The organism is Gammaproteobacteria bacterium (genome assembly GCA_028817225.1).
Lineage (GTDB): Bacteria > Pseudomonadota > Gammaproteobacteria > Poriferisulfidales > Oxydemutatoraceae > Oxydemutator.
In genome coordinates this window covers 1-21,512 of sequence record JAPPQC010000055.1, presented here as the reverse complement: position 1 = coordinate 21,512, position 21,512 = coordinate 1, and the positions used below count along the sequence as shown (strand labels likewise).

Annotated in this window: 15 protein-coding genes; 7 read left to right on the top strand and 8 right to left on the bottom strand. The window is 60.5% G+C overall.

Annotation, left to right across the window (positions count from 1 at the left end):
- Nucleotides 1–7 precede the first annotated feature (7 nt).
- A complete protein-coding gene (locus OXU50_07940) occupies nt 8–3,571 on the bottom strand; it encodes a DUF4020 domain-containing protein (protein ID MDD9869800.1) in 3,564 nt (1,187 codons plus the stop codon).
- A 370-nt stretch (nt 3,572–3,941) separates the two neighbouring features.
- Here OXU50_07940 and OXU50_07935 point away from each other — a divergent pair, with 370 nt between their 5' ends.
- A complete protein-coding gene (locus OXU50_07935) occupies nt 3,942–6,422 on the top strand; it encodes an N-6 DNA methylase (GenBank protein ID MDD9869799.1) in 2,481 nt (826 codons plus the stop codon).
- 12 nt (nt 6,423–6,434) lie between these two features.
- On the opposite strand, the gene OXU50_07930 is transcribed toward OXU50_07935, so the two are convergent.
- From OXU50_07930 to OXU50_07915, 4 genes are read right to left on the bottom strand one after another with little or no spacing between them, the layout of a single operon-like run.
- Nucleotides 6,435–7,820 (bottom strand): MFS transporter, encoded by a 1,386-nt coding sequence (locus tag OXU50_07930; GenBank protein ID MDD9869798.1) that lies wholly within the window; start codon nt 7,818–7,820, stop codon nt 6,435–6,437.
- The gene (locus OXU50_07925) at nt 7,817–8,593 is read right to left on the bottom strand and encodes an exodeoxyribonuclease III (protein ID MDD9869797.1); all 777 of its coding nucleotides are present in this window, start codon (nt 8,591–8,593) and stop codon (nt 7,817–7,819) included. Before OXU50_07925 ends, OXU50_07930 begins: the two co-directional genes overlap by 4 nt.
- Nucleotides 8,590–11,796, bottom strand: a complete 3,207-nt coding sequence (locus OXU50_07920; protein ID MDD9869796.1) for an efflux RND transporter permease subunit — start codon at nt 11,794–11,796, stop codon at nt 8,590–8,592. The genes OXU50_07925 and OXU50_07920 overlap by 4 nt, the downstream gene beginning before the upstream one ends.
- A gap of 6 nt (nt 11,797–11,802) precedes the next feature.
- Nucleotides 11,803–12,996 carry an efflux RND transporter periplasmic adaptor subunit gene (locus OXU50_07915; GenBank protein MDD9869795.1) on the bottom strand — a complete coding sequence of 398 codons (1,194 nt, stop codon included), beginning with the start codon at nt 12,994–12,996 and terminating at the stop codon, nt 11,803–11,805.
- A 226-nt stretch (nt 12,997–13,222) separates the two neighbouring features.
- On the opposite strand from OXU50_07915, the gene lptD reads away from it, so the two are divergent.
- From lptD to OXU50_07885, 6 genes are all read left to right on the top strand, one after another.
- Nucleotides 13,223–15,220, top strand: coding sequence for an LPS assembly protein LptD (gene lptD / locus OXU50_07910; GenBank protein MDD9869794.1), 1,998 nt, complete (start codon nt 13,223–13,225; stop codon nt 15,218–15,220).
- A gap of 17 nt (nt 15,221–15,237) precedes the next feature.
- Nucleotides 15,238–16,506, top strand: a complete 1,269-nt coding sequence (locus tag OXU50_07905; protein ID MDD9869793.1) for a peptidylprolyl isomerase — start codon at nt 15,238–15,240, stop codon at nt 16,504–16,506.
- Nucleotides 16,507–16,533: 27 nt separating this feature from the next.
- Nucleotides 16,534–17,505, top strand: coding sequence for a 4-hydroxythreonine-4-phosphate dehydrogenase PdxA (gene pdxA / locus OXU50_07900; protein MDD9869792.1), 972 nt, complete (start codon nt 16,534–16,536; stop codon nt 17,503–17,505).
- A 19-nt stretch (nt 17,506–17,524) separates the two neighbouring features.
- Nucleotides 17,525–18,304: a 16S rRNA (adenine(1518)-N(6)/adenine(1519)-N(6))-dimethyltransferase RsmA gene (gene rsmA, locus OXU50_07895; GenBank protein ID MDD9869791.1), complete on the top strand. Its 780-nt coding sequence runs from the start codon at nt 17,525–17,527 to the stop codon at nt 18,302–18,304.
- 3 nt (nt 18,305–18,307) lie between these two features.
- A complete protein-coding gene (apaG, locus tag OXU50_07890) occupies nt 18,308–18,691 on the top strand; it encodes a Co2+/Mg2+ efflux protein ApaG (GenBank protein MDD9869790.1) in 384 nt (127 codons plus the stop codon).
- 64 nt (nt 18,692–18,755) lie between these two features.
- Complete coding sequence (locus tag OXU50_07885; protein MDD9869789.1) at nt 18,756–19,580, top strand: symmetrical bis(5'-nucleosyl)-tetraphosphatase; 825 nt, start codon at nt 18,756–18,758, stop codon at nt 19,578–19,580.
- Here OXU50_07885 and OXU50_07880 read toward each other — a convergent pair.
- From OXU50_07880 to OXU50_07870, 3 genes are all read right to left on the bottom strand, one after another.
- Entirely contained in the window at nt 19,558–20,076 is a 519-nt protein-coding gene (locus tag OXU50_07880) for a dihydrofolate reductase (protein MDD9869788.1), read from the bottom strand. The genes OXU50_07885 and OXU50_07880 overlap by 23 nt on opposite strands.
- Nucleotides 20,073–20,867: a thymidylate synthase gene (locus OXU50_07875; protein ID MDD9869787.1), complete on the bottom strand. Its 795-nt coding sequence runs from the start codon at nt 20,865–20,867 to the stop codon at nt 20,073–20,075. Before OXU50_07875 ends, OXU50_07880 begins: the two co-directional genes overlap by 4 nt.
- A gap of 136 nt (nt 20,868–21,003) precedes the next feature.
- Nucleotides 21,004–21,512 (bottom strand): hypothetical protein (locus OXU50_07870; protein ID MDD9869786.1); only part of this gene is annotated, 509 nt, incomplete at its 5' end.

Below are 21,512 nucleotides of genomic sequence, written 5' to 3'. Positions count from 1 at the left end.
CGGCAGTTCATTTGTCCCGGGGCACTCCATGCTTTGCCAGGAGGCTGTCAAGTTGTGTCAGTAAATCTTGCTGTACATTTTCTCTATCCAGCTTCCGGACAATTTCTTGAATGTAGTAATAAATGAGACCATCCGGAAATTCTGATCCAAGTATATATATCAGTAACTTCACTGTTTCTTCCGGGTGTCGGGTAACCATATCGCTTTCTGACAGGTAGCATGTTACCGGGTGGCGGTTTTCAAATCTTGCGGGAGGCATTTTTGTCGCCAACTCTGTTGCTTCCCGAAACAACGCTTCATCGAGCAGGGGCGCCCATTCCACCATTGCCGCACACTCCAAAGGGTCAAGCAACAGGGGCAGTCCCTTTACGCGCTTCTGCCAGTATTCCTTTAACCATTTTCCCCATATCCTTTTTTGTTGGTCAACATCCATGTCTCTGAGGAAACTTCCGATGTGTTCTGCGAGTTCTCTTTTTGCATCTGGTTCTGCTTCTTTCAGGAAAATGGGGAGCCATTTCGTTTGAGGATTAGAGACAAAAAAGAAAACAGAAGTCGCAAAATAATTTATAAAACGGTCTTTATAAGATTTCAATTCTTGCTCAAGATGTGCTGATGCCTTCTGGAAACGAGGCCCCAATTCTTCAGCAACCTGCCAAGTCAGCTCTCCGCCGAAAAGGAGCCCTCCCCAAGCTTGCTGGAAACGCCGTGAATCTTTTTCGATATCGAACCAGTCAAGAAGGTTTTCTTTGGTCCAGTCGTAATCAGTGGAGAGCAGGAACGCCACCCGGCTGGCAAGTATCGTCAGCGAAATACCGGAAGCCTCGCTCTCTGGCCGGATGATTTGGCTGAGCGCCTTTCTGTAGCTGTCCGGCAATCTTACAGGCGATGGCGTTTGTGTTGTCTTCCATAATTGAATGCTGCCCAACCAGTATCCTGCCAGGATACCTGGAGGGCTGTTAATTGCAAATTGCAATGGGGCATCGTTGCTATCGGGGAAGTCTATTTCTTTTTTGACTTTTCCCCACAAGGCAGTTGCTGTTTTGTTGCTTTGGCCTAACAGCTCGCTTGCATGCAGATGTCCACCTCTCCGCATTAATGCTTGAAGAGTGTTCGTTATATGGCCGAGGTGATGCTCCCATAGTTTCCTCGTGTCAAGCCATTTCAATATTTTTTTGCAGTATTTTTCCTCAGGCGACCATTCTTCCCAAGCGTGCAGCAGACCCTTCCATAAAGCAGTTTCCCATTGAGATTTTTCGGCTAACTCATTGGCCATATCAAGGCCCCAGGCAACTTTCCCTCTGGCCTTTTCCATGACAGCCCTTTGCAGCTCCCACTCATCCACCACGGATGTCGACAGTGCGTCTATGCATTCCGGCACCGGTTTTTCCAGGAGTTGTTCAACAGATTGGATACTGCCCGGATATGTCGATGCAGCTGCTGGCTGATGCTGAAAATCCGGGTATCTGTTAATTATTTCCTGTTCCGCCTGTTCCGCCAGACGACAAGAAGAATCAGCTTTCAGTAACCGCCGGAGCCAGTCAAGATGTTTTTGTGCTGCCCTTTTCGCACTTTTTTCTCTGTCCGCATCCGGATATTCATATTCCAGTATGAGACGAATCAATTCAGATCGTTTCGGCCTGCTTAATCCAGGGTACAGGTTGAAAATAAGGCGATGCACCTCATGGCATGCATACTCCTGATACAACCCATCATGCCCGCTCAGAAAAAAGTCCAGTTTTTCGTCTGCCGATTTGTCTGTTCGTTCATCCAGCCCGTGTATAAAAATCCGCCTCACTAAAGGCGCATCTGATTTGCTGAGAATGTCCAGCCAGCAGTCAGACAAACTATTGTTTGTTTCTCCCAGCGACACAAGACTGTCTCTTGCCACATCAACGAGAACATTTAATGGGGCATGGGCCCTGTCTTCTTCATGTGGCCCGATTGAAAATCTATAGACTGAATCACGATCTCGGTTTCGATTATCTGCATTCCAGACGATAAGAGCCGAGTGGCGTTTTTCCAGCTCATTGATTGCAACTGACAGTAGCGGGGCCGAGATTGTGTTCAGCGATGGTTTTATATGCTCCTTGTATGCATTGTGAAGTACCCATCCATAGACAGGGGAAGGCAAACTTACATCGAATCCGGTTCTTTCTATCCCTTCCTCTTCTCCATTCGGCCAGGCAAATTCTCTTTTCACCTCCAATCTGTGTGACAACATTGAGCCAAATATCAAAAGAGAGGTGTTGATGTCTCCCTGTTTGGCACAGCGTTTTGTCAGCCAGAGGAGTACATGCCCATCATATACATCTGGCTTGGTGTTGAGTAACAAGGAAACCCATTTTGCCAGTTCTGGTTGTCCTATCTCATCAGCCTTGCTCTCTGAAAACTTTTCCCCCAGCAAGTACCACAGATACGGATTTATATTTTTCCCACCATGACGAGAAACAAGCAGGATTAATTTTTCAGGATGCTGCAAAGCAAACTTATCAGTCAACCATTCTGCAAGCAGTTGGTCTGTTCTCTTTAGTTCTCCCTCTTCAAAAAGGGGCGCCAGCAGTTCCCTTTCATCCAGCCACTCTATCCAGTCAGGCTTTTGGGACATTTTCACAAAGAACCGGGTTGTGGATTCATCACGCAAGGCATCCAGTATTCGATCAATATTTTCTTCATCAGCAGGTGGCACGCCTGAGGCAATCGCCGTTATTCTGGTTTTCCAATCCCATGTGCCTTGAGATACATACTCCGCCAAAGCCGACACCCCCTCGTCAAGCTCGGCATAGCGGTCTTCTTCCGTTCTGTGAAAAATGACTGGTTGTATCTCCAGAGACTTCCACTTGCTGGTACCTGTGTCATCCCCAACCAGTGCGAATTTTCTCTCTGTGTCTTCAGGCAATAAGGCCCGGGAAAGGTAGTGCATGACGACATCATCATGGCTATATCCAACAAAGAGAACCGGGTATTCCCGGAACAGGCCGAGCAGGAAACGCCGTGCCCACCCCTCGGTCAGATAGGCACGGCCAAAGTCGGCATCTGTGAGGAGCATCGTATCCGGTTTATCCAGACAGCCATGGATGTGCACAATGCCGGTAAAATCGTGTCCTAGAGGCAATGCAGGGGCGTTATAGACTTCTACCGACTTATTTAATACTTTGTTGGCAGCTGCCTCAAAGAGCGTATCGAAATTGGTTGTGACCACTCTGGTTTTTGCCGGATTCCTGAATAGGCGCAACAAATTCTGATGAAGAGGGGTGAATGAGCCTCGATTGAGTATGTTTGCAGCCAGTCGGTGCACTTCCACCTGCTTTTTATGCAACTGGCCAAGGAAGCGATCTTCAGGTTCTGTTTCTTTCAGACTGCTTTCGCCTGCCTGTTTGGCAATGTCGTCGGCAAGATCTCTGAGATTAGGCAGATTTGCAGGCTCTCCCTTGGAAACTCCCGCTCCCGCAAACACCACAAGCCGCTCCTCGCGAATTGCCTTGATTATCTCTTGGGGAAAATTAATCGGTCCAAGCTTCACGATAGATAAAGTAAGTCCTGTAATCCGCGCCCTCTCCTTGGCCAGCGTCATTTGGGGCACATGCCAAGCGGCGAGATGGGCAGGCCATGGGGCAGACTGGCCAAGCCCATACAGCATACAGTATATCATATGCCCTCCCTGGTTGTATGGGCACTATATGCAGAGTATAATGGAACCCTTATCGCCATCCTAGGCGGCAAATTTCAAGATACTGTAAGGAGGAAACAATGAAAATCCGCACTACCCCGGCCTCCTTACCGGGGGATAAAGTGGTTGTCACAACTAATCCAAACAGTCGCAGACTGCATTAGTGAATCGGCAAAGGAAACAGTAAGGCACTTGGCCGCTACGGTTCTGTGCCGGCTGATTTTAATCAGCGACCAAAAGAAACGATGAGATTACATAAAGGAAGATATATTCAATGAAAGATGGTTATATCAAAGACTATGTGAGTGGCAAAGAGGTAAGAGCCACTCCTGAAGAGACCGAAGCTGTTCAAGTTTTTTCCAAAATTCTTGTAGAAGACTACGGATACTCAAAAGACCAATTGCAGACCAGACCACAGTGGCGGGTCAGGGCGAGGCCGTCTGATACCAAAAGAGAATATCCCATCGATATAGCGGTATTTGAGGGCCGCAAGTCAGACGACAGCCTGTTCATTGTTGTTGAATGCAAAAGAAAGACAAAGAAAGACGGTCTGAAGCAACTCCAGGACTACCTCCGATTTTCCAAGGCAAAATTGGGGGTTTGGTTCAATGGAGAAGAAAGACTCTTCATAAGAAAGTATGAGAAAGACGGTGAGGTTTTCTTCTCGGAAATCCCCAACATCCCCAGAAACGGCGAGCGGTTAGAGGATATTGGCCGGTTCAGGCGGAAGGATTTGGCAATCCCGCATAACTTGAAAGTTGTTTTCCGGACTATCCGGAGCCATTTGGCTGCGAATACCGTTGGCGCCACCAGAGACGAGATGTTGGCTCAACAACTAATCAATGTGATTTTCTGCAAGATATATGATGAAAGGTTCACCAAGAAAGATGAAATGGTGACCTTCCGCGCCGGCGTGGATGAAGACGATGAAGACATTGCAGAAAGAATAAAAAAGATTTTTGAGAATGTAAAAGCGAAATATAGCGAGGTCATAGATTTCAGCGACAAAATTGACCTTGACAACAAATCAATCACTTATATTGTCGGCGAATTGCAGAATTATTGTCTGACCTCGTCCGAGAGAGATGTCATAGCGGATGCTTTTGAAACATTCATAGGTTATGCACTGAAAGGCGGGCAAGGGCAGTTTTTCACCCCAAGGAATGTGGTCAATCTGATGGTTGAAATTATAAAGCCGCGCCCGGACCAATTGGTGATTGATCCTGCGTGCGGTTCAGGCGGCTTTCTTGTTGAAAGCCTTAAATATATGTGGGATTGCCTGGAAAATCAGGCCAAAGAATATGACTGGTCCGAATTGGCATTGCAAGAGGAAAAGCAAGCGGCTGCAATCAAAAATATCCGAGGTATAGAAAAAGATGCCTTCCTCAGCAAGGTTGCCAAAGCATATATGGCCATCATAGGCGATGGCAAAGGTGGAATATTCTGTGAAGACAGCCTGGAAGTGCGAAACAACTGGAAAGGGACGACAGCCCAAGGCATAGAGCTTGGGAAATTTGATGTGTTGTTGACGAACCCTCCTTTCGGCAAAGATATAAAAGTTGTGGGGGAGGAGAAGTTGGCTCAGTATGAATTGGCGAGCAAATGGAAAAAGGAGGGAGACAAGTATGTGAAAACCGGCAAAAGACATACTGAAATGCGCCCGGAAATATTGTTTATTGAAAGAAGTTTGGACTTCCTCAAGGATGGCGGCATCATGGGTATTATTCTGCCGGAGACATATTTCCATGCGCCGAGCGCAAGACCGATAATGCAATACATGGAACGGCATAATATCAAATGGATAATTGATCTGCCGCACAATACTTTCAGACCCAATAACAACGCAAAATGCATAGCAATTATTCTGCAGAAAGGAAAAACGCAGGATAAAAGCATCAGTTTTGCGGTGGCGGAAGAGATGGGGCATGACCATCAAGGCAAGGAGATATATCGCTGGGACCCTGTCACCCAGAAAATTGACCGCGAGCAATTGTGGGATGATATCAAGCTGATTACGGAAGAGATTAAATCAAACAGAAAGAAATACATTTTCTCTGCTGAGGCAGGGCGGGTGAAAAGGGGGAATATCTTTGTTCCAAGGTACTATTGGCAAACAAGAGATGATGAAGTGGAAAAGATAGCGAAGAAGAAAGGGTTTAATTTGGTCTCTGTTAAAGAACTGATTGAAAAGGAGGTTGTTCAATTCTTTGACGGCCATGGTTCACCGCCGGCTGAATATAAAGGCAGAGGTGAGTTCCCGTACATCCGTGTTAAAGACATCGTCAATTGGGAGATTTACAAAGATCCGACATCGAGCATACCCGAAAACATATACAGGAGTGTAAAGGGGGAAAACAAGAACTTGCAGGTTGGCGACATACTGTATGTCAGGCGCGGCAGTTACCGCATTGGAAGCGTGGCAATGGTCTCACCGTATGATGTTGATGTGCTGCTTACCAGAGAGATACTTGTTTTGAGGGTCAAAAAAGGCAACGAGTATGGCCTTACTCCGCATTATCTGCTCTACCTGCTGTCACACCGTTTGGTAGTGATGCAGGCGTTCAACAAAGTGTTGATTGAAACAACGCTCCCCAACATAGCCGGTAGATGGCAGGAATTGAGGTTGCCGTTCTTCAAGGATTTTACTGCGGGCGATGCCATCGTAAAGCAGATTGAAGGCGTAATTAAAGCGAAATGGAGCGCCACAAAGAAATTACATGCGGTTAAGAAAGAGTATGGGGAACTTGTCACATAAAATGCCCCCGCCCTATCCGGGCCGCGTAAAGTACCCCGCCAGTTTTTTGCGGGCCGCGAGCAGCAGGGTCAGGCCCGGCAGCACCATCAGCGCGGTGATGATGAAAAACTGTTCCCACGCGCCGCCGAGTGCGTCCACCAACTGGCCGCTGTGCGCCGACAGTGTGGTGCGCGCCAGGTTGCCGAGTGACGCCAGCAGCGCGTATTGCGTCGCCGTATAGACGCGCCCGCACAACTGCGAGATGAAGGCGACGAAGGCGACCGTCGAGATGGCGGTCGTGAACTGGTCGAGGATGACCGCCGCGGCGAACAGTGTGCGGTCGGGGCCGACGGCGGCGAGCCATGCGAACAGCAGGTTGGTCGAGGCCATCGCGATGCCGCAGATCAGCAGCCCCCGGAACAGCCCGAAGCGCACGCTGAAAAGGCTGCCGATGACGGCGAAGAAACTGATGGTGCCCCAGCCGATCAACTTGGAATAGGTTGCGATGTCGGCCTCGTTGAAGCCGACATCGCGGTAGAACAGCAGCGACATCCGCCCCAGAAACGCCTCCCCGATCTTGAACAGAAAGACGAAGCCCAGCAGCGTCAGCGCCATGCGCGCGCCGTTGCTGCGGAAGAAGTCGGCGAGCGGTTCCCACACGGTCGCCACCAGCCACGCCGCCGCGCGCGTCGCGGCGCGCGCCTCGGCATTGCCCGCCGCCGGCATCCGCGCGAGCGCGTCGCGCCTGGCGCGCGCCTGCGCGGCGTCGCGTTGTTCGCCGCCGGCCTCGCGCACGAACAGCAGGCCGGCGTTGCAGGCGACGATGAACAGCGTCATCAGCAGATAGGTCGTCTGCCACGGGTTGGCGGCGCCGGCGGTCTTGAGCCAGTCCACGCAGTAGAGCGCGGCGGCGCCGCCGGCGTTGTAGCCGGTGTACCAGCCGACGGTCGCCATCGCCGCCGCCGCCGCCACCAGCGCTGTCTCGCTTTTGCCGACCAGTTCGATGCGCAGCGCGTCAATCGCCACATCCTGCGTCGCCGACGCGGCGGCGATGACGGCGACGGTGACGGCGACATGCCACAGGTTGACGGCGGGCGACAGGAAATACATCGCCGCCGTCGCAACCAGAATGACGGCCTGCATCGCGGCAATCCACGCGCGGCGGTGGCCGAGGCGGCGCGTCAGCCACGGGATGCGCACGGCGTCGAGCAGCGGCGCCCACAGGAAGTTGAGCGCGTAGAACGAGAAGGCGTAGCCGAACAGGCCGATGGAACTCAGACTGTAGCCCTCGTCGCCGAGCCACAGCGACGCCAGCGAACTGATCAAAACCCACGGAAAACCGCTGATGACGCCAATCAGCAGTATCTTCGCCAGCCGTGCATCGGCATAGACCCTGAGTGTCGCGGCGCGGTCGTTCAAGTGTTCAGGTCGTAGTCCACCGTCAGCGGCGCGTGGTCGGAGAAGCGCCGTCTGGTGTAGATGGCCGCGCGCACCGGCGCGCCGCGCAGCCGCGGCGATGTCACCTGGTAGTCAATGCGCCAGCCCACATTGTTCTCGCGCGCGCGCCCGCGGTTCGACCACCAGGTGTACTGGTCGGGTTGCGGGCAGACTTCGCGGAACGCATCGTTGTAGCCGAGCGGCCCGAACAGGCGGTCCATCCACGCGCGCTCCTCCGGCAGAAAGCCGGAGTTCTTCAGGTTGCCGCGCCAGTTTTTCAGGTCAATCTCTTTGTGCGCGATGTTCCAGTCGCCGCAGATGATGTAGTCGCGCCGCCGCCGCTTCAGTTTTCCCAGATGGCGCCCGAACTCGTCGAGAAAGCGGAACTTGGCCTGCTGGCGCTCGTCGCCGGACGAGCCGGACGGCGCGTAGAGCGACACCACCGACAGCGCGCCGAGCCGCGCCTCGATGTAGCGCCCCTCGCGGTCGAACTCGTCGCTGCCGAAACCCTCGATGACATCGTCGGGGCGGCGGCGCGAATACAGCGCGACGCCGCTGTAGCCCTTCTTGCGGGCGTCGTGGTAGTGGCAGTGCCAGGCCGGCGGATGAAACACGGCGTCCTGCAACTGCCCGACCTGCGCCTTCAGTTCCTGGATGCAGACGAAGTCGGCTTTCTGCGCCCGCAGCCAGTCGAAAAAGCCCTTGGATGAAGCCGAGCGGATGCCGTTGGCGTTGAGGGTGATGACGCGCGTCACGAAACGCCCACGCTTGCGCGGCGCCGGGTCGCCGCCGCCAGCGCCGTTTTCAGGTCGTCGGCGACGAGATAGAAGCACGGCAGCACGACCAGTATCAGCACCGTCGCGACGACCAGGCCGAAGCCGAGGCTGATGGCCATCGGCGACAGGAAGGCGGTCTGGCCGCTGGCGAAGAAAATCAGCGGCGACACGCCGAGAAAGGTCGTCACCGTCGTCAGCAGGATGGGGCGCGAGCGCCGGCAACTCGACAGCACCACCGCGTCCTCGCGCGTCTCGCCGTCGCGGCGCATGCGCTTGATGCAGTCAATCATGATCAGCGAGTCGTTGACGATGATGCCGCTCAGCGCGAGGATGCCGATGACGGAGACGAATTGCAGGTTGTAGCCGAGCAGCAGATGGCCGAAGACGACGCCGACCATGCCGAACGGGATGGTCAGGATAATCAGCAGCGGGTCGAGCAGCGAGCGGAACAGCACGACCAGGATGAAGAGAATCAGGAACAGCGCGATGACGCCGGCCTCGAAGATGCCGGAAAACGATTCCGAGGCCTCTTTTTTCTCGCCGCGGTACACCATCTGGTAGCCGGGCCGCGTCTGGTAAATCGGCGTGAAGTGCTTGCTGACGGCGTCGTAGATTTGCAGCGCGGTCGTCTTTTTCTGGTCAATCTCCGCATCCACGGTGGCGATGCGGCGCTCGTCGAGGCGTATCAACTGGTTGAAGCCGCGGTCAAGTTGCATGTCGGCCACTTCGCTGAAATACACCACCTTGCCGTCGGCGAGCGTAATCGGCAGTTCGGACAGGCGGCTGCTGTCGTTGCGGATGTCCTCGGTGAAAATCAGGCGCACCGGGTAGCGCTCGTCGCCCCAGTTGACATGCACCGTTTCCAGCCCCAGGTAGCCGGTGCGCACCGCCTCGGCGATTTCGCGCTGCGTCAGCCCGAGGCGCCGCCCGTGTTCGTTCAGGCGGTAGCGGAATTCCAGTTTGCCCGGCTCCATGTCGTGGCGCGCGTCGCTGACGCCCTGCAGCGAGGCCAGGAAGCTCTCCATCTCGTCGGCGTAGTTTTCCAGCGTTTCCAGGTCCGGCCCGGCGAGGCTGATGGAGACATCGGAGCCGGCGGGGCCGGCCTCGGTGCGCAGAATCGAGAAGCGCTTGACGCCCGGCAGGCGCCCGACGCGCTCGCGCACCAGCGCGATGATGGCCTCGGTGTCGCGTTTGCGCCGCCCCTGCTGGTCGAATTTCAGGCTGACCAGCGGCACGACGAATTTCTCGACAAAGCCGCGCGGTTCGCGCCGTTCCAGCGTGACGGAAAACTGGATGTAGTTCTCGCCGATTCTGGAGCGCTGGATGCGGCCCTCAAGCAGCAGGCCGATGTTGGTCAGCAGCACATCGAGTTCGTGCTCGTGGCCGTCAAACGCCGCCAGGATTTCGTGCTCGATGGTCTCGGCCAGCGCGCCCGACTCCTCGATGCTGTAATTGCTCGGCGCCTCGATGTTGACGAAGAACTGGTCCACCTCGATGTGGCCGAAGAGTTGAAACGGCACGCGCGTGACGGCGATGGTCACCGCCACCGCCAGCACGCAGACGGCGATGACGCTGACCAGGTAGCGGTTTTTGACCGCCCACCGCAGGTAGCGCCGGTAGTGGCCGAGAAATTCATGCCAGCGGCCCGGAATCTGCGGGCCGCCGCCCGCGGCGGTCGCCGGCGCCGCGGCGGTTGCCGCCGTCGCGGTTGTCGCCGCCGCCGGGCGGTCGCGCAGAATCAGGTTGGCGTGGGACGGCAGAATCAGCAGCGCCTCAACCAGCGACCCGATCAGCGCGGCGCTGACGACAATCGGAATGACGATGACAAACTGCCCCATTGTGCCGCCGATGGCGAAGATTGGCAGAAACGCGGCGATGGTCGTCAGCGTCGAGGCGCACACCGGCGCGATGACCTCGCGCGTTCCGCGCAGCGCCGCCTGCATCGTCGGCTCGCCCTCCTCGATGTGGCGGTAGATGTTCTCGGTGATGATGATGGCGTCGTCCACAATCATGCCGAGCGCAATCAGGAACGCGAACAGCGACACCATGTTGATTGTGAAGCCCGCGTACTTGAGGCAGATGACGGCGACCAGAAAAGAAACCGGAATGCCCAGCGCGGTGATGGCGGCGACCCGCAAATTAAGCAGCAGGTAGAGCGACAGCAACAGCATCGCCAGGCCAATCAGGCCCGACGAGAACACCGTTTGCAGGCGCGTCTTGACATAGATGGAGAGGTCGCTGTGGTAGCCCGCGCGCACCGCCGGCGGCAGTTGCACGGCGAGGTCCTTCAGCAGCGCCTTGATTTCGTTGGCGACCTTGATGGTCGAGGCCTCGGCGTCTTTCGTCACAATCAGGTTCAGCGACGCCCTGCCGTTGAAACGCGCGCGCGTTTGCAGCATTTCCAGCCGCATGCCGACATCGGCGATGTCGCCGATTCGCAACTGGCCGCCGCCGGCGCCGGCGCGGACGGCGATGTCCTTGACCGCCTCGATGTCCGGCGCGGCGCTGACGCCGCGCAGTTGAATGTCGCCTTCCACCGCCGACAGCGAGCCGCCCGGCTGGTCCATCAGGTTGGACGCCAGCGCCGCGCGGATTTCCGACAGCGACACATTGCGCGCGGCGATTTCGTACGGGTCCACCGTCACCCACACTTCCCACTCGCGCTCGCCGGCGATGTTGACGCCGGCGACGCCGTCGATTTTCTGCAGCAGTTTCTTGACCCGCTTGCCGTTCTCAATCAGGTCGGCCTCGGAAACATCGCCATGGACGCTGACGCTCAGCACCGGGAAGTTGGACTTGATGCGGCGGATTCGCGGCGTCTCGATGTCTTCCGGCAGGTCGTCCATCGCGTCCACCGTCGAGCGCGACTCGCGCACCACCTCGTCAATGTCGCTGCCCGGCTTCAGTTTCAGGATGACGGTGGAAACGCCCTCAAGGCTGGTCGAGCGGATTTCGTCAATTTCATCAAAGTCCTCGACTTCCTTCTCGATGGGAATCGTGACCTGGCGCTCAATCTCTATCGGCGGCGCGCCGTCGAATTTGGTGCGTATCTCGACCAGGTCCCTCTCGATAATCGGGAACATCTCCTGCGGCATCGAGCGCCACGACAGCACGCCGATGACGACAATCGCGGCCAGCAGGAAATTGACGATAAGCGGGTTTTTTATCGAGAATTCGGTCACGGCCCGTCAGCGTCCGGCGGTGTGCGCCGGCGACTCGCGCTGCGCCTTGCGGACGATGACCCGCTGGTTGTCGCCCAGCCCCTCGACATCGCGCAGCACAATCCGCTCGCCGGGCCGCAGGCCGCTTTCAACGATGATCTCGTCGCCGGAGCGCTCGCCCAATGTGACGCGGCGGCGCAGCACAATGCCGTCCTCCTCGACGAACAGGAACGGCTGGCCGTTGACATACTGCACCGCGGTCACCGGCACCGCCACGACATTGGAGCGCAGCGGCCCCGGCACGCGCGTCTGCGCGGCGGCGCCGGCTTTCAGGCCGCGCCCTTCCAGGCGTATCCTCGCGGCGTGGGTGTAGGTGTCGCGGTCGGGGTCGGCTTGCAGCGACACCAGCGTGCCGGCATGTGTGCGCCCGCCGACGGTGACATCGAGCGCCAGCCCCAGTTCCAGCGAACCGGCCTGCTCGTTGCTGAGATTCAGCAGCAGGTCGAGTTGGTCGTTCATGACCAGTTCGGCGACAACCGCGTCCCTGCCGACATAGTCGCCGATTTCGGCCTCAATCCGGTTGACGATGCCGTCAAAAGGCGCCCGCAGCCGGGTGCGGTCGAGGTTGCGCTGCGCCTGGTCGCGCAGGCTGCGGTTGAGGCGGGCGTTGAGGCGGCCCTCTTCGGTGGCGTGCCGCAGCCGCACCTGCTCGGATTGCAGGTTGACGAGTTTCTCGCGCTCGGCGTCGAGCAGCGACGGCGACGACAGGTTCTTTTTGCCCAGCCCCTCGATGCGCCGCACCTCGCGTTTGCGAAGTTCGACATTCTGCGCGGCCAGTTCAAGCAGTCGCGCATCGCGCTCGAGTTTCTTCTCGACCAGTTCAAGGCGCGTCTGCGCCTGCACCAGCGCGTCGCGGTAATCGCCGTCGTCGAGTTGCAGCAGCGCCTGGTCGCGGCGCACGCGCTCGCCGACCTCGACATTCTCGGCGACAACGCGCCCGGCGACCTCAAACCGCAGTTCGCTGACCGTGACCGGCTGCAAGCGGCCCGTCAGCAGGTAACTCGGCCTGACCTCGCGCGCAGCCGTCTCGCCGACCTCGACAAGGCGCAGCGTCTCGTTCGGTTTCTTCGGCGCTTCCTGCGGCCGCAGCCACGACAGCAGGCTGACGATGACGACGACCGTCACCGCCACCACCGCGCCTGACAAGATTTTCTGGGGCATTCGCATTCCTCAAATCCTTTGTGCCAGTGGCTATTATCCGATATTTTTGTGCTATTATCCCGCCGTTGTCCGGTATCCGCCCCGAAGCGCAGTCAACGCAGGCGCCAGCCCGCAAGACACAACAGAAAAACAAGGATATCTTTCGATGAAACCCGCCAGATTTTGCCCGCCGCACGCCCCTTTCCGCCGGATGGCGGCCTGGTGGCGCGTCCGCCGGACGGCGGTGTTGTGGCTGGCACTGGCCGTGTGCGGCCCGCCCGCCGGCGCCGCCGATGCCGCGCCCGCCGACTGCCCGCTGCGCGACGCCGGCAACGGCGAAGTCAAGATCAGCGCCGAACGCGCCATCGCGCGCCGCGACGGCGCGTCGTCGCTGCAGGGCAATGTGCAGGTCGAGCGCGGCGAGGACAAGGTGCGCGCCGACCGCGTCGTTCACAATCCGGACACGCAGCGCGTCCGGGCGCAGGGCAATGTGATGTACTCCAATTGCGGCGCGCCCGACCCGGTGTGGTTCATGTCGGCGGATGAACTGACGCTCGACATCGCCGAAGGCAGCGGACTGGCCAAACAGGTATGGCTGCATGTCGCCGGTGTGCCGGTCTTCTACCTGCCGCGCTACCGCGTGTCGCGCGAGCGCAGGAGCGGGCTGCTGACGCCGAAGATTGGCCGTTCAAGCGATTCCGGCGAGGAATTCGCGCTGCCGCTGTACCTGAATCTCGCGCCCAACCACGACGCCGTGCTGACGCCGCACTATTATTCGGAGCGCGGCGTCCAGTTGAACGCCAAATACCGCTACCTCTACCCGCACGACCGCGGCAGCCTCAAGGCGGCCTGGCTTGACGACGACGAATACGACGGCGAGCGCCACTTCATCTCGTTCCGCCACCACGGCGGCTTCGGCGACGATTTCTCGCTGGACGCCAACTGGCAGCAGGTGTCGGACAAGGAATACCTGCAAGATCTGCCCGGCGGCTTCGACATTTTCAGCGAGTCCTACCTGCGCAGCGCGATCAACGGCGCCTGGCACTGGCGCGGCTGGCAATTCCGCTTCCTGACCGAGAAACTCCAGCGCGCCGACGACAGCGCGCCGAGAAACCGGCGCCCGTACGAAAAGCGCCCCGCGTTCTCGGTTTCAAGGCACATCAGCCCGGCGGGTTCGCGCCTGAATTTCCATCTTCATTCCGGCGTGACACAGTTCGCGCACAGGTACGAGTTTGTCGACAATGACTCTTTCCCGCGCGGCAACCGCTTTCACAACCGCGCGGCGGTCAACTGGGCCTACCGCCGTTCCGGTTTTCATTTCACGCCGGCGCTGGCGCTTAACCACACCCAGTACAAAATCCGCCGCGGCGCGACGCTGAAACGCACGCTGCCGGCGTACAGCCTGCGCGCCGGCCTGGTGTTCGGCAAGGATTTGTCCGCCGGGCGCTACCGCCACACCATCGAGCCGGAGTTGTTTTATCTGAACATTCCGCGCCGCCGCCAGCACGACATCCCGCTGTTTGACACCGACGAGGCCGAGTTTCGTTTCAGCCGCCTGTTCGACGAGAACCGCTTCAACGGCCTCGACAGAATCGGCGACGCCGACCGCCTGACGGTGGCGCTGACCTCGCGCCTGTTCCACCGCAAGAGCGGGCGCGAGGCGCTGCGCCTGAGCCTGGGCCGGGCCTACCATTTCCGCGACCGTCGCGTGCATCTGACCGCCGGCGAGACGAGCGACGACAGCCACTCCGGCATGGCCGGCGAATTCGCGCTGAACCTGAACGACAGACTGCGCCTCACATCGTCGCGTATCTGGGACACCGGCAGGGACGCCCGCTCAAGGCACGCCACGACGCTGTCGCTGCGGGGGCGGCGCGAACGCGGCGCGGTCGCCAATGTGTTCCACCGCTACCGCGAGAGCGATTTTGAGCAGGCGGGCGCCAGTTTCAACCTGCCGCTGGGCGAGCGCTGGGATGTGTTCGCCAGCGCGTCGCGCGACCTTCGCAGCGACGCCGGCCTGCACACTTTCGGCGGCGTTGAATACCGCAGTTGCTGCTGGAGTCTGCGGCTGGCGGCGCAGCGGCGGCTGAAGGATGTGGACAATCCGGACGGCGCAATCGCCGGCGGCGACCTGGATTACGACACCTTCGTCGGCTTTCAATTCAGCATCCGCGGGCTGGGCGACATCGGCGACAGCATCACCGACCTGCTTGAACAGCGGGTGCCCGGCTACCGCGCGCGCTGAACGCCGGTCAACGGACGATGTGCGGGTTGAGGACGGTTTTTGCGGTGCTGCTGGCGGTGGCCGCCGCCGCGCCGCATGCCGCCGAGCAAACGCTCGACCGCATCGTCGCCGTCATTGACGACGAGATCGTCACCCAGCGCGAACTGGCCGCCGCCATCGCGCGCTTCCGGCGCATGCTGGAGGAGCGCCGCGCCGAGATGCCGTCCGAAAAGGTGCTGGCGTCGCAGGCCCTGCAGGAACTGATTGTCAGGAAACTGCAATTGCAGGAGGCCGCGCGCCGCGGCGTCGTCGTCACCGAGCCGCAACTCGACCAGGCGATGGAGAACCTCGCCGCCCGCAACCAACTGTCGCTCGCGCGGCTGAAGGAGCGGGTCGAGAGCGAGGGCGGCGATTACGCCGGTTTCCGCGAGGATGTGCGCGAGCAGGTCATCATCGGCCAGTTGCGCCAGCGCGAGGTGACCGACAAGATCGAGGTCACCGAAAAGGAAATCGAGGACTACATGAGCGAGCGCGACATCGAGTTTGAATACCGCTTCACCCGCGTCGGCGTGGCGCTGCCGACGCAGGAACAGGCGCGCGACAGGGCCAGGGCGTGGCTCAGGGCGCTGCGCGACAAGGCGCGCGACGGCGGCGATTTCGGGCGCGTCGCGCGGCGCGCGGCGCGCGACAGGAAAGGCGTGCGTTTCAGGGACTTCGGCTGGCTGCGCGCCGAAGACCTGCCGGCGGCGCTCGCCGCGCGCGCGCCGCAAATGAACATCGGCGAATTCGCGCCGCTCATCAGAACCGCCGCGGCGCTCTACCTGTACAAACTTGAGGGCAAGCGCGGCGGCAACCTGCCGGCGACCGTCGAGAGGCAATACAATGTCAGGCATATCCTGATGGCGCCGAACGCGATGGACACCGACGAGGTCATCCGCAGAAAACTGCGCGCCATCAAGAAGCGCCTCGACAACGGCGGCGACTTCGGGAAATACGCAAAACGCTATTCGCAGGATCCCGGCAGCAGCTTCAAGGGCGGCAGCCTCGGCTGGGTGTCGCCGAAAAGCATGGTGGCGGAGGTCGCCGAGAAAATGCAAACCAGCCCGCGCGACGAGATTGCCGGCCCGTTCCGCAGTTCCTTCGGCTGGCATCTGTTGCAGGTGCTGGGCGTGCGCGAGCACAACATCGGCGACGAGACATGGCGGCAGCAGGCCGTCGCCGCAATCCGCCAGAGAAAATCCGAAGAGGAATTCCGCTCGTGGATGCTGCGCCTGCGCGAGCGGCGCTATGTGGATATCCGGCTTTGACCGGCCCGCGCGCCGCGCCCGCGCGATATGAAAACCATCATTGTCACATCGGGCGAGCCTGCCGGCATCGGGCCGGACATCGCACTGGCGCTGGCGCACACCGGCTTTGACGCCGCCGTCATCGTCGCCGGCGACATTCATCATCTGCGCCGCCGCGCCGCGCAACTCGGCGTTGCGGTGTCGCTCGACGAGGCCGGCGACGGCGCGCCGCGCAGGCACGCAGGCGACGGGCATCTCGCGGTGCGCCATGTCGCGCTGAAGGCGCCGGTCGCCGACGGGCGACTTGAACCGCGCAACTCGGACTATGTGCTTGAATTGATAGACGGCGCGGTGGACGGCCTCCTCGCCGGGCGTTTCTCGGCGCTGGTCACCGGCCCGGTCAGCAAGGCCGCCGTCATCCGCGCCGGCGGCGATTTCAGCGGCCACACCGAATACCTGGCGGCGCGCGCCGGCGCGCACGGCGTGATGCTGCTGGAGACGGGCCGACTGCGCGTCGCGCTGGCGACGACGCACCTGCCGCTGTCGGCGGTCGCGGGCGCGCTGACGCGCGAGCGAATCGAGACGACGCTGTCGGTCGTCCACGCCGACTTGCAAAAACGCTTCCGGATTGCGTCGCCGCGGATTGCCGTGTGCGGCCTCAATCCCCACGCCGGCGAGCAGGGCTGCCTCGGGCGCGAGGAGGAGACCGTCATCGCCCCGGCCATCGAGCGGATGAAGAAGGCAGGGATGCATCTGCGCGGGCCGCTGCCCGCCGACACCGCCTTCACCCCCGAATCGCTGCGCGACTGCGATGTGGTCGTCGCGATGTACCACGACCAGGGGCTGCCGGTCGTCAAGCACGCCGGTTTCGGCGCCGCCGTCAACATCACGCTCGGCCTGCCGTTTGTCCGCACATCGGTGGATCACGGCACGGCGCTGGAACTCGCCGGCAGCGGACGCGCGTCGCCGTCAAGCCTTGTGGCGGCGGTTCGCCGCGCCGTGCAGTTGTGCGATGACTGAAACGCCGCCGCGCAACCCTCTGCGCAAGCCCCCGCGCAAACGCTTCGGACAGCATTTTCTGCGCGACCCGGCGGTGGTGTCGCGCATCATGGACAGCATCGCCCCCGCCGCCGCCGACCGCGTCGTTGAAATCGGGCCGGGTGACGGCGCGCTGACGCGGCCCTTGCTGGCGCGCGCCGCGCGCGTCGCCGCGGTTGAGATAGACCGCGACCTGGCGCGCGACCTGCGCCGCCTCGATGCGCCCGCCGGGCGCCTGCAGGTGTACTGCGAGGATGTGCTGCATTTTGACTTCGCGCGCCTCGGCGGCGCGCTGCGCGTCGTCGGCAACCTGCCGTACAACATCTCGGCGCCGCTGCTGTTCCGCCTGGTGCGCTTCCACGAGCACATCGCCGACATGCACCTGATGCTGCAACGCGAGGTCGTCGCGCGGCTGGCGGCGCAGCCTGGCGACGCGGAGTATTCGCGCCTCAGCGTCATGGGCGCGTGCTGTTTCGAGACGCAGCCGCTGTTTGATGTCGCGCCGCGCGCGTTCGCGCCGCCGCCGAAGGTCGTCTCGGGTTTTGTGCGCCTGCTGCCGAAGGCGGCTCCGCCGCCGGAGACGCGACGCCGTCTCGACGAACTGGTGCGGCTGGCGTTCTCGCGGCGCCGCAAAACCGCCGCCAACGCGCTGTCAGAAGTGTTTGACCGGGGCGCTTTGGAGCGGTTGGGCGTGGATCCGGGCCAGCGCCCCGACACGCTGCGCCTTGACCAGTTTATGAAAATGGTAAACTATAAAGGAAACGAAACGCGGAGAGCCTGAATTATGCCGACAACCAAACTATATGACATCAATGTCAGCGTGGAGACGCAGTTCCTTGAAGACCAGTCCGATGTGGTCAGGGACCGCTATGTCTTCGCGTACACCATCACCATCATGAACGAAGGCAAGGTGCCGGCGCAGTTGATTTCGCGTCACTGGGTCATCACCGACTCCAATCAGAAGGTTCAGGAAGTGTCCGGCGAGGGCGTGGTCGGCGAGCAGCCGTACCTGCGCCCCGGCGTCAGCTTCCGCTACACCAGCGGCGCGGTTCTGGAAACGCCGTTCGGCACCATGCGCGGCAGTTATCAGATGCTCGCCGAAGACGGCACCGAGTTTGAGGCCGAGATCGAAGAGTTCGCGCTGACCGCGCCCCACACACTGCACTGACCGCCGCCGTGCGACACCGCGTCCGCGTGACGCGCGCCCTGCCCGCAAGCCCCGCAAGCCCCCGATGAGCCTGTACGCCATCGGCGATGTGCAGGGCTGCTACGGCGATTTGCGGCGCCTGCTGGACGAAATCCGCTTTGATCCGGCGTCCGACCAACTGTGGTTTGCGGGCGATCTGGTCAACCGCGGGCCGCAATCGCTGGAAACGCTGCGTTTTGTCAGGGGCCTCGGTGATGCCGCGCGTTGCGTGCTCGGCAACCACGAGTTTCATCTGCTGCGCCTCGCCGCCGGCATCGGCGGCGGCGCCAACGATGGTTTGCAGGCGGTGCTCGACGCGCCCGATGCCGGCGAACTGACCGACTGGCTCGCGCGCCAGCCGCTGCTGAGAGCGGACCGGCGGCGCGAACTGATTCTGGTGCACGCCGGCCTGCTGCCGCAGTGGGACATTGAAACCGCCGTCGCGCTGGCGGCGGAAGTCGGCGCGGCGCTGCGCGCCGACCGCCGCGGCTTTCTGGCGTCGCTCTTCGGTGACGCGCCCGACCGCTGGGACGAGGGCCTGCGCGGCGCCGACCGGCTGCGCGTAATCGTCAACGCGATGACGCGGATGCGGTTTTGCGACGCCGACGGGCGCATGGACATGCAATGCACCGGGCCGCCGGGCGCGCAGCCACACGGCCTGCGCCCCTGGTTTGAATTCCCGCACCGGCGCGACCCGGCCTGCACGGTGCTGTTCGGGCACTGGGCGGCGCTGGGTTTCGCGCGGCTGCCGGGGTGCGTCGCGCTGGATTCGGGCTGTGTCTGGGACGGGCGGCTGACGGCGTTTCGGCTTGAACCGGGGGAATGGCGCGCGTTCAGCGTGGAGTGCGTTAAGCGCGGTTCGCCGTATTAAGCGCGCCGCCGGGCGCGGCAACCCTTTCCAGTTTGCTGAATCGCAGTGCGTAGCGGTTGCGCTCGTCGGCGGCGCGTCGCCCTGTTTCGCGCACGCGCCATTCGCGCGGTTCCAGTTCGGGGAAGAAGGTGTCGCCGTCCAGTTCGGCCTCAATCAGCGTGCGGTGTATCGTGTCGGCCAGCGGCAGAAACAGGCGGTAGATTTCGCCGCCGCCGATGACGAAGAAACGCTCGTCGCCGACCATTTCCTCCAGCGCGCCGATGTCCGCCGCCGCCTCAAAGCCCGCGCGTTGCAGCCGGCGGCGGCTCATGACGATGTTTCTGCGCCCGGGCAGCGGGCCGTCCAGCGTTTCAAGCGTCTTGCGCCCCATCACAATCGCGTGCCCCATCGTCGTCTGCCGGAAGCGCTTCAGGTCCGCCGGCAGATGCCACGGCATCCGGCTGCCGGCGCCGATGACGCGGTTGCGGGTGTGGCATACGATCAGCGACACCTTCATACCGCCACCGGCGCGCCGATGTGCGGGTGCGCGCGGTAGTCGAGCAGTTCAATGTCCTCATAGCGGAAGTTGAACAAGTCGTTCACGCGCTCGTTCAGCCGGATTGTCGGCGGCGCCAGCGGCTTTCGCCGCAGTTGCTCGCGCGCCTGCTCCAGGTGGTTCAGATACAGGTGCGCGTCGCCGATGGAATGCACCAGGTCGCCGCATTGCAACCGGCACACATGCGCGACCATCGCCGTCAGCAGCGCGTACGAGGCGATGTTGAACGGCACGCCGAGAAACACATCGGCGCTGCGCTGGTAAAACTGGCACGACAGGCGCCCGTCGGCGACATAGAACTGAATCAGCAGATGGCACGGCAGCAGCCGCATCCGGCCCAGTTCGCCGACATTCCACGCGCTGACAATCAGCCTGCGCGAGTCCGGATTGCGCCGGATTTCATCCACGACGCCGCGCATCTGGTCAATGCCGCCGCCGTTGCCGTCGTTCCAGCGCCGCCACTGGGCGCCGTACACCGGCCCCAGTTCGCCGTCGTCGTCGGCCCACTCGTCCCATATCGAGACGCCGTTGTCTTTCAGGTAGGCGATGTTGGTGTCGCCCTTCAGAAACCACAGCAGTTCGTGGACGACGGACTTGAAGTGAATCTTTTTCGTCGTCAGCAGCGGAAACCCGGCGCTCAGGTCGTAACGCGACTGCCAGCCGAAGATGGAAAGCGTGCCGGTGCCGGTGCGGTCTTCCTTGGCCGCGCCGTTCTCCAGAATCTCCGTCAGCAATTTCAGGTAGGGAAGCATCGTCTTGGAATCGCCGCCCTCAGTATAGCGCACGCCGGGGACGCCGGGCTTGCCGCGCAGCACGGCACCGCGGCTGACCCGAAAAGGCCGCCCGAAGGCGGCCCTTTCAACCCATCATGCCCGGCATCTCCCGGAATCAAACAACCGGAAAGAAGATGATTCTGACGAGTCCGGCAATGATGGCGATCCCCAGCGCGCCTCCAATCCAGCGGATGAGTTTCAATTCGCTTTTCACTTCTCCCATGCAGGTTTCCACCCTGCCGATTCGATCCATGAATTCGCTGCGCAGTTCCTGCATCTCCGCCCTGGTTACCATATGACTCGTGCGCTCTCGCAGAACCTCCACTGTGGCGGCTGTCTGGTTGATGCGCTCCATGGCTTCGCCGTGCAGTTTGTTCATCTGCGCGACGGTTGCGTTCATCTCATCCTTGGTTGCCATCTGGCCTGCTATCTGGTTGATGCGCTCCATGGCTTCGCCGTGCAGTTTATTCATCTGCGCGACGGTTGCGTTCATCTCATCCCTGGTTGCCATCTGGTCCATGCGCGCCATGGCTTCGCCGTGCAGTTTGTTCATCTGCGCGGTGGTTGCATTCATCTGCTCCCTGGTTGCAAGGTGGTTCATGCGTTCCTGCAGAACTTCCAGTT

Excerpts from the sequence above, each read along its gene's own strand:
- OXU50_07940 (MDD9869800.1), bottom strand. The coding sequence starts at position 3,571 with ATGACGCTGGCCAAGGAGAGGGCGCGGATTACAGGACTTACTTTATCT.
- OXU50_07935 (MDD9869799.1), top strand. The coding sequence starts at position 3,942 with ATGAAAGATGGTTATATCAAAGACTATGTGAGTGGCAAAGAGGTAAGA.
- OXU50_07915 (MDD9869795.1), bottom strand. The coding sequence starts at position 12,996 with ATGCCCCAGAAAATCTTGTCAGGCGCGGTGGTGGCGGTGACGGTCGTC.
- OXU50_07905 (MDD9869793.1), top strand. The coding sequence starts at position 15,238 with ATGTGCGGGTTGAGGACGGTTTTTGCGGTGCTGCTGGCGGTGGCCGCC.
- pdxA (MDD9869792.1), top strand. The coding sequence starts at position 16,534 with ATGAAAACCATCATTGTCACATCGGGCGAGCCTGCCGGCATCGGGCCG.
- apaG (MDD9869790.1), top strand. The coding sequence starts at position 18,308 with ATGCCGACAACCAAACTATATGACATCAATGTCAGCGTGGAGACGCAG.
- OXU50_07885 (MDD9869789.1), top strand. The coding sequence starts at position 18,756 with ATGAGCCTGTACGCCATCGGCGATGTGCAGGGCTGCTACGGCGATTTG.
- OXU50_07880 (MDD9869788.1), bottom strand. The coding sequence starts at position 20,076 with ATGAAGGTGTCGCTGATCGTATGCCACACCCGCAACCGCGTCATCGGC.
- OXU50_07875 (MDD9869787.1), bottom strand. The coding sequence starts at position 20,867 with ATGCTTCCCTACCTGAAATTGCTGACGGAGATTCTGGAGAACGGCGCG.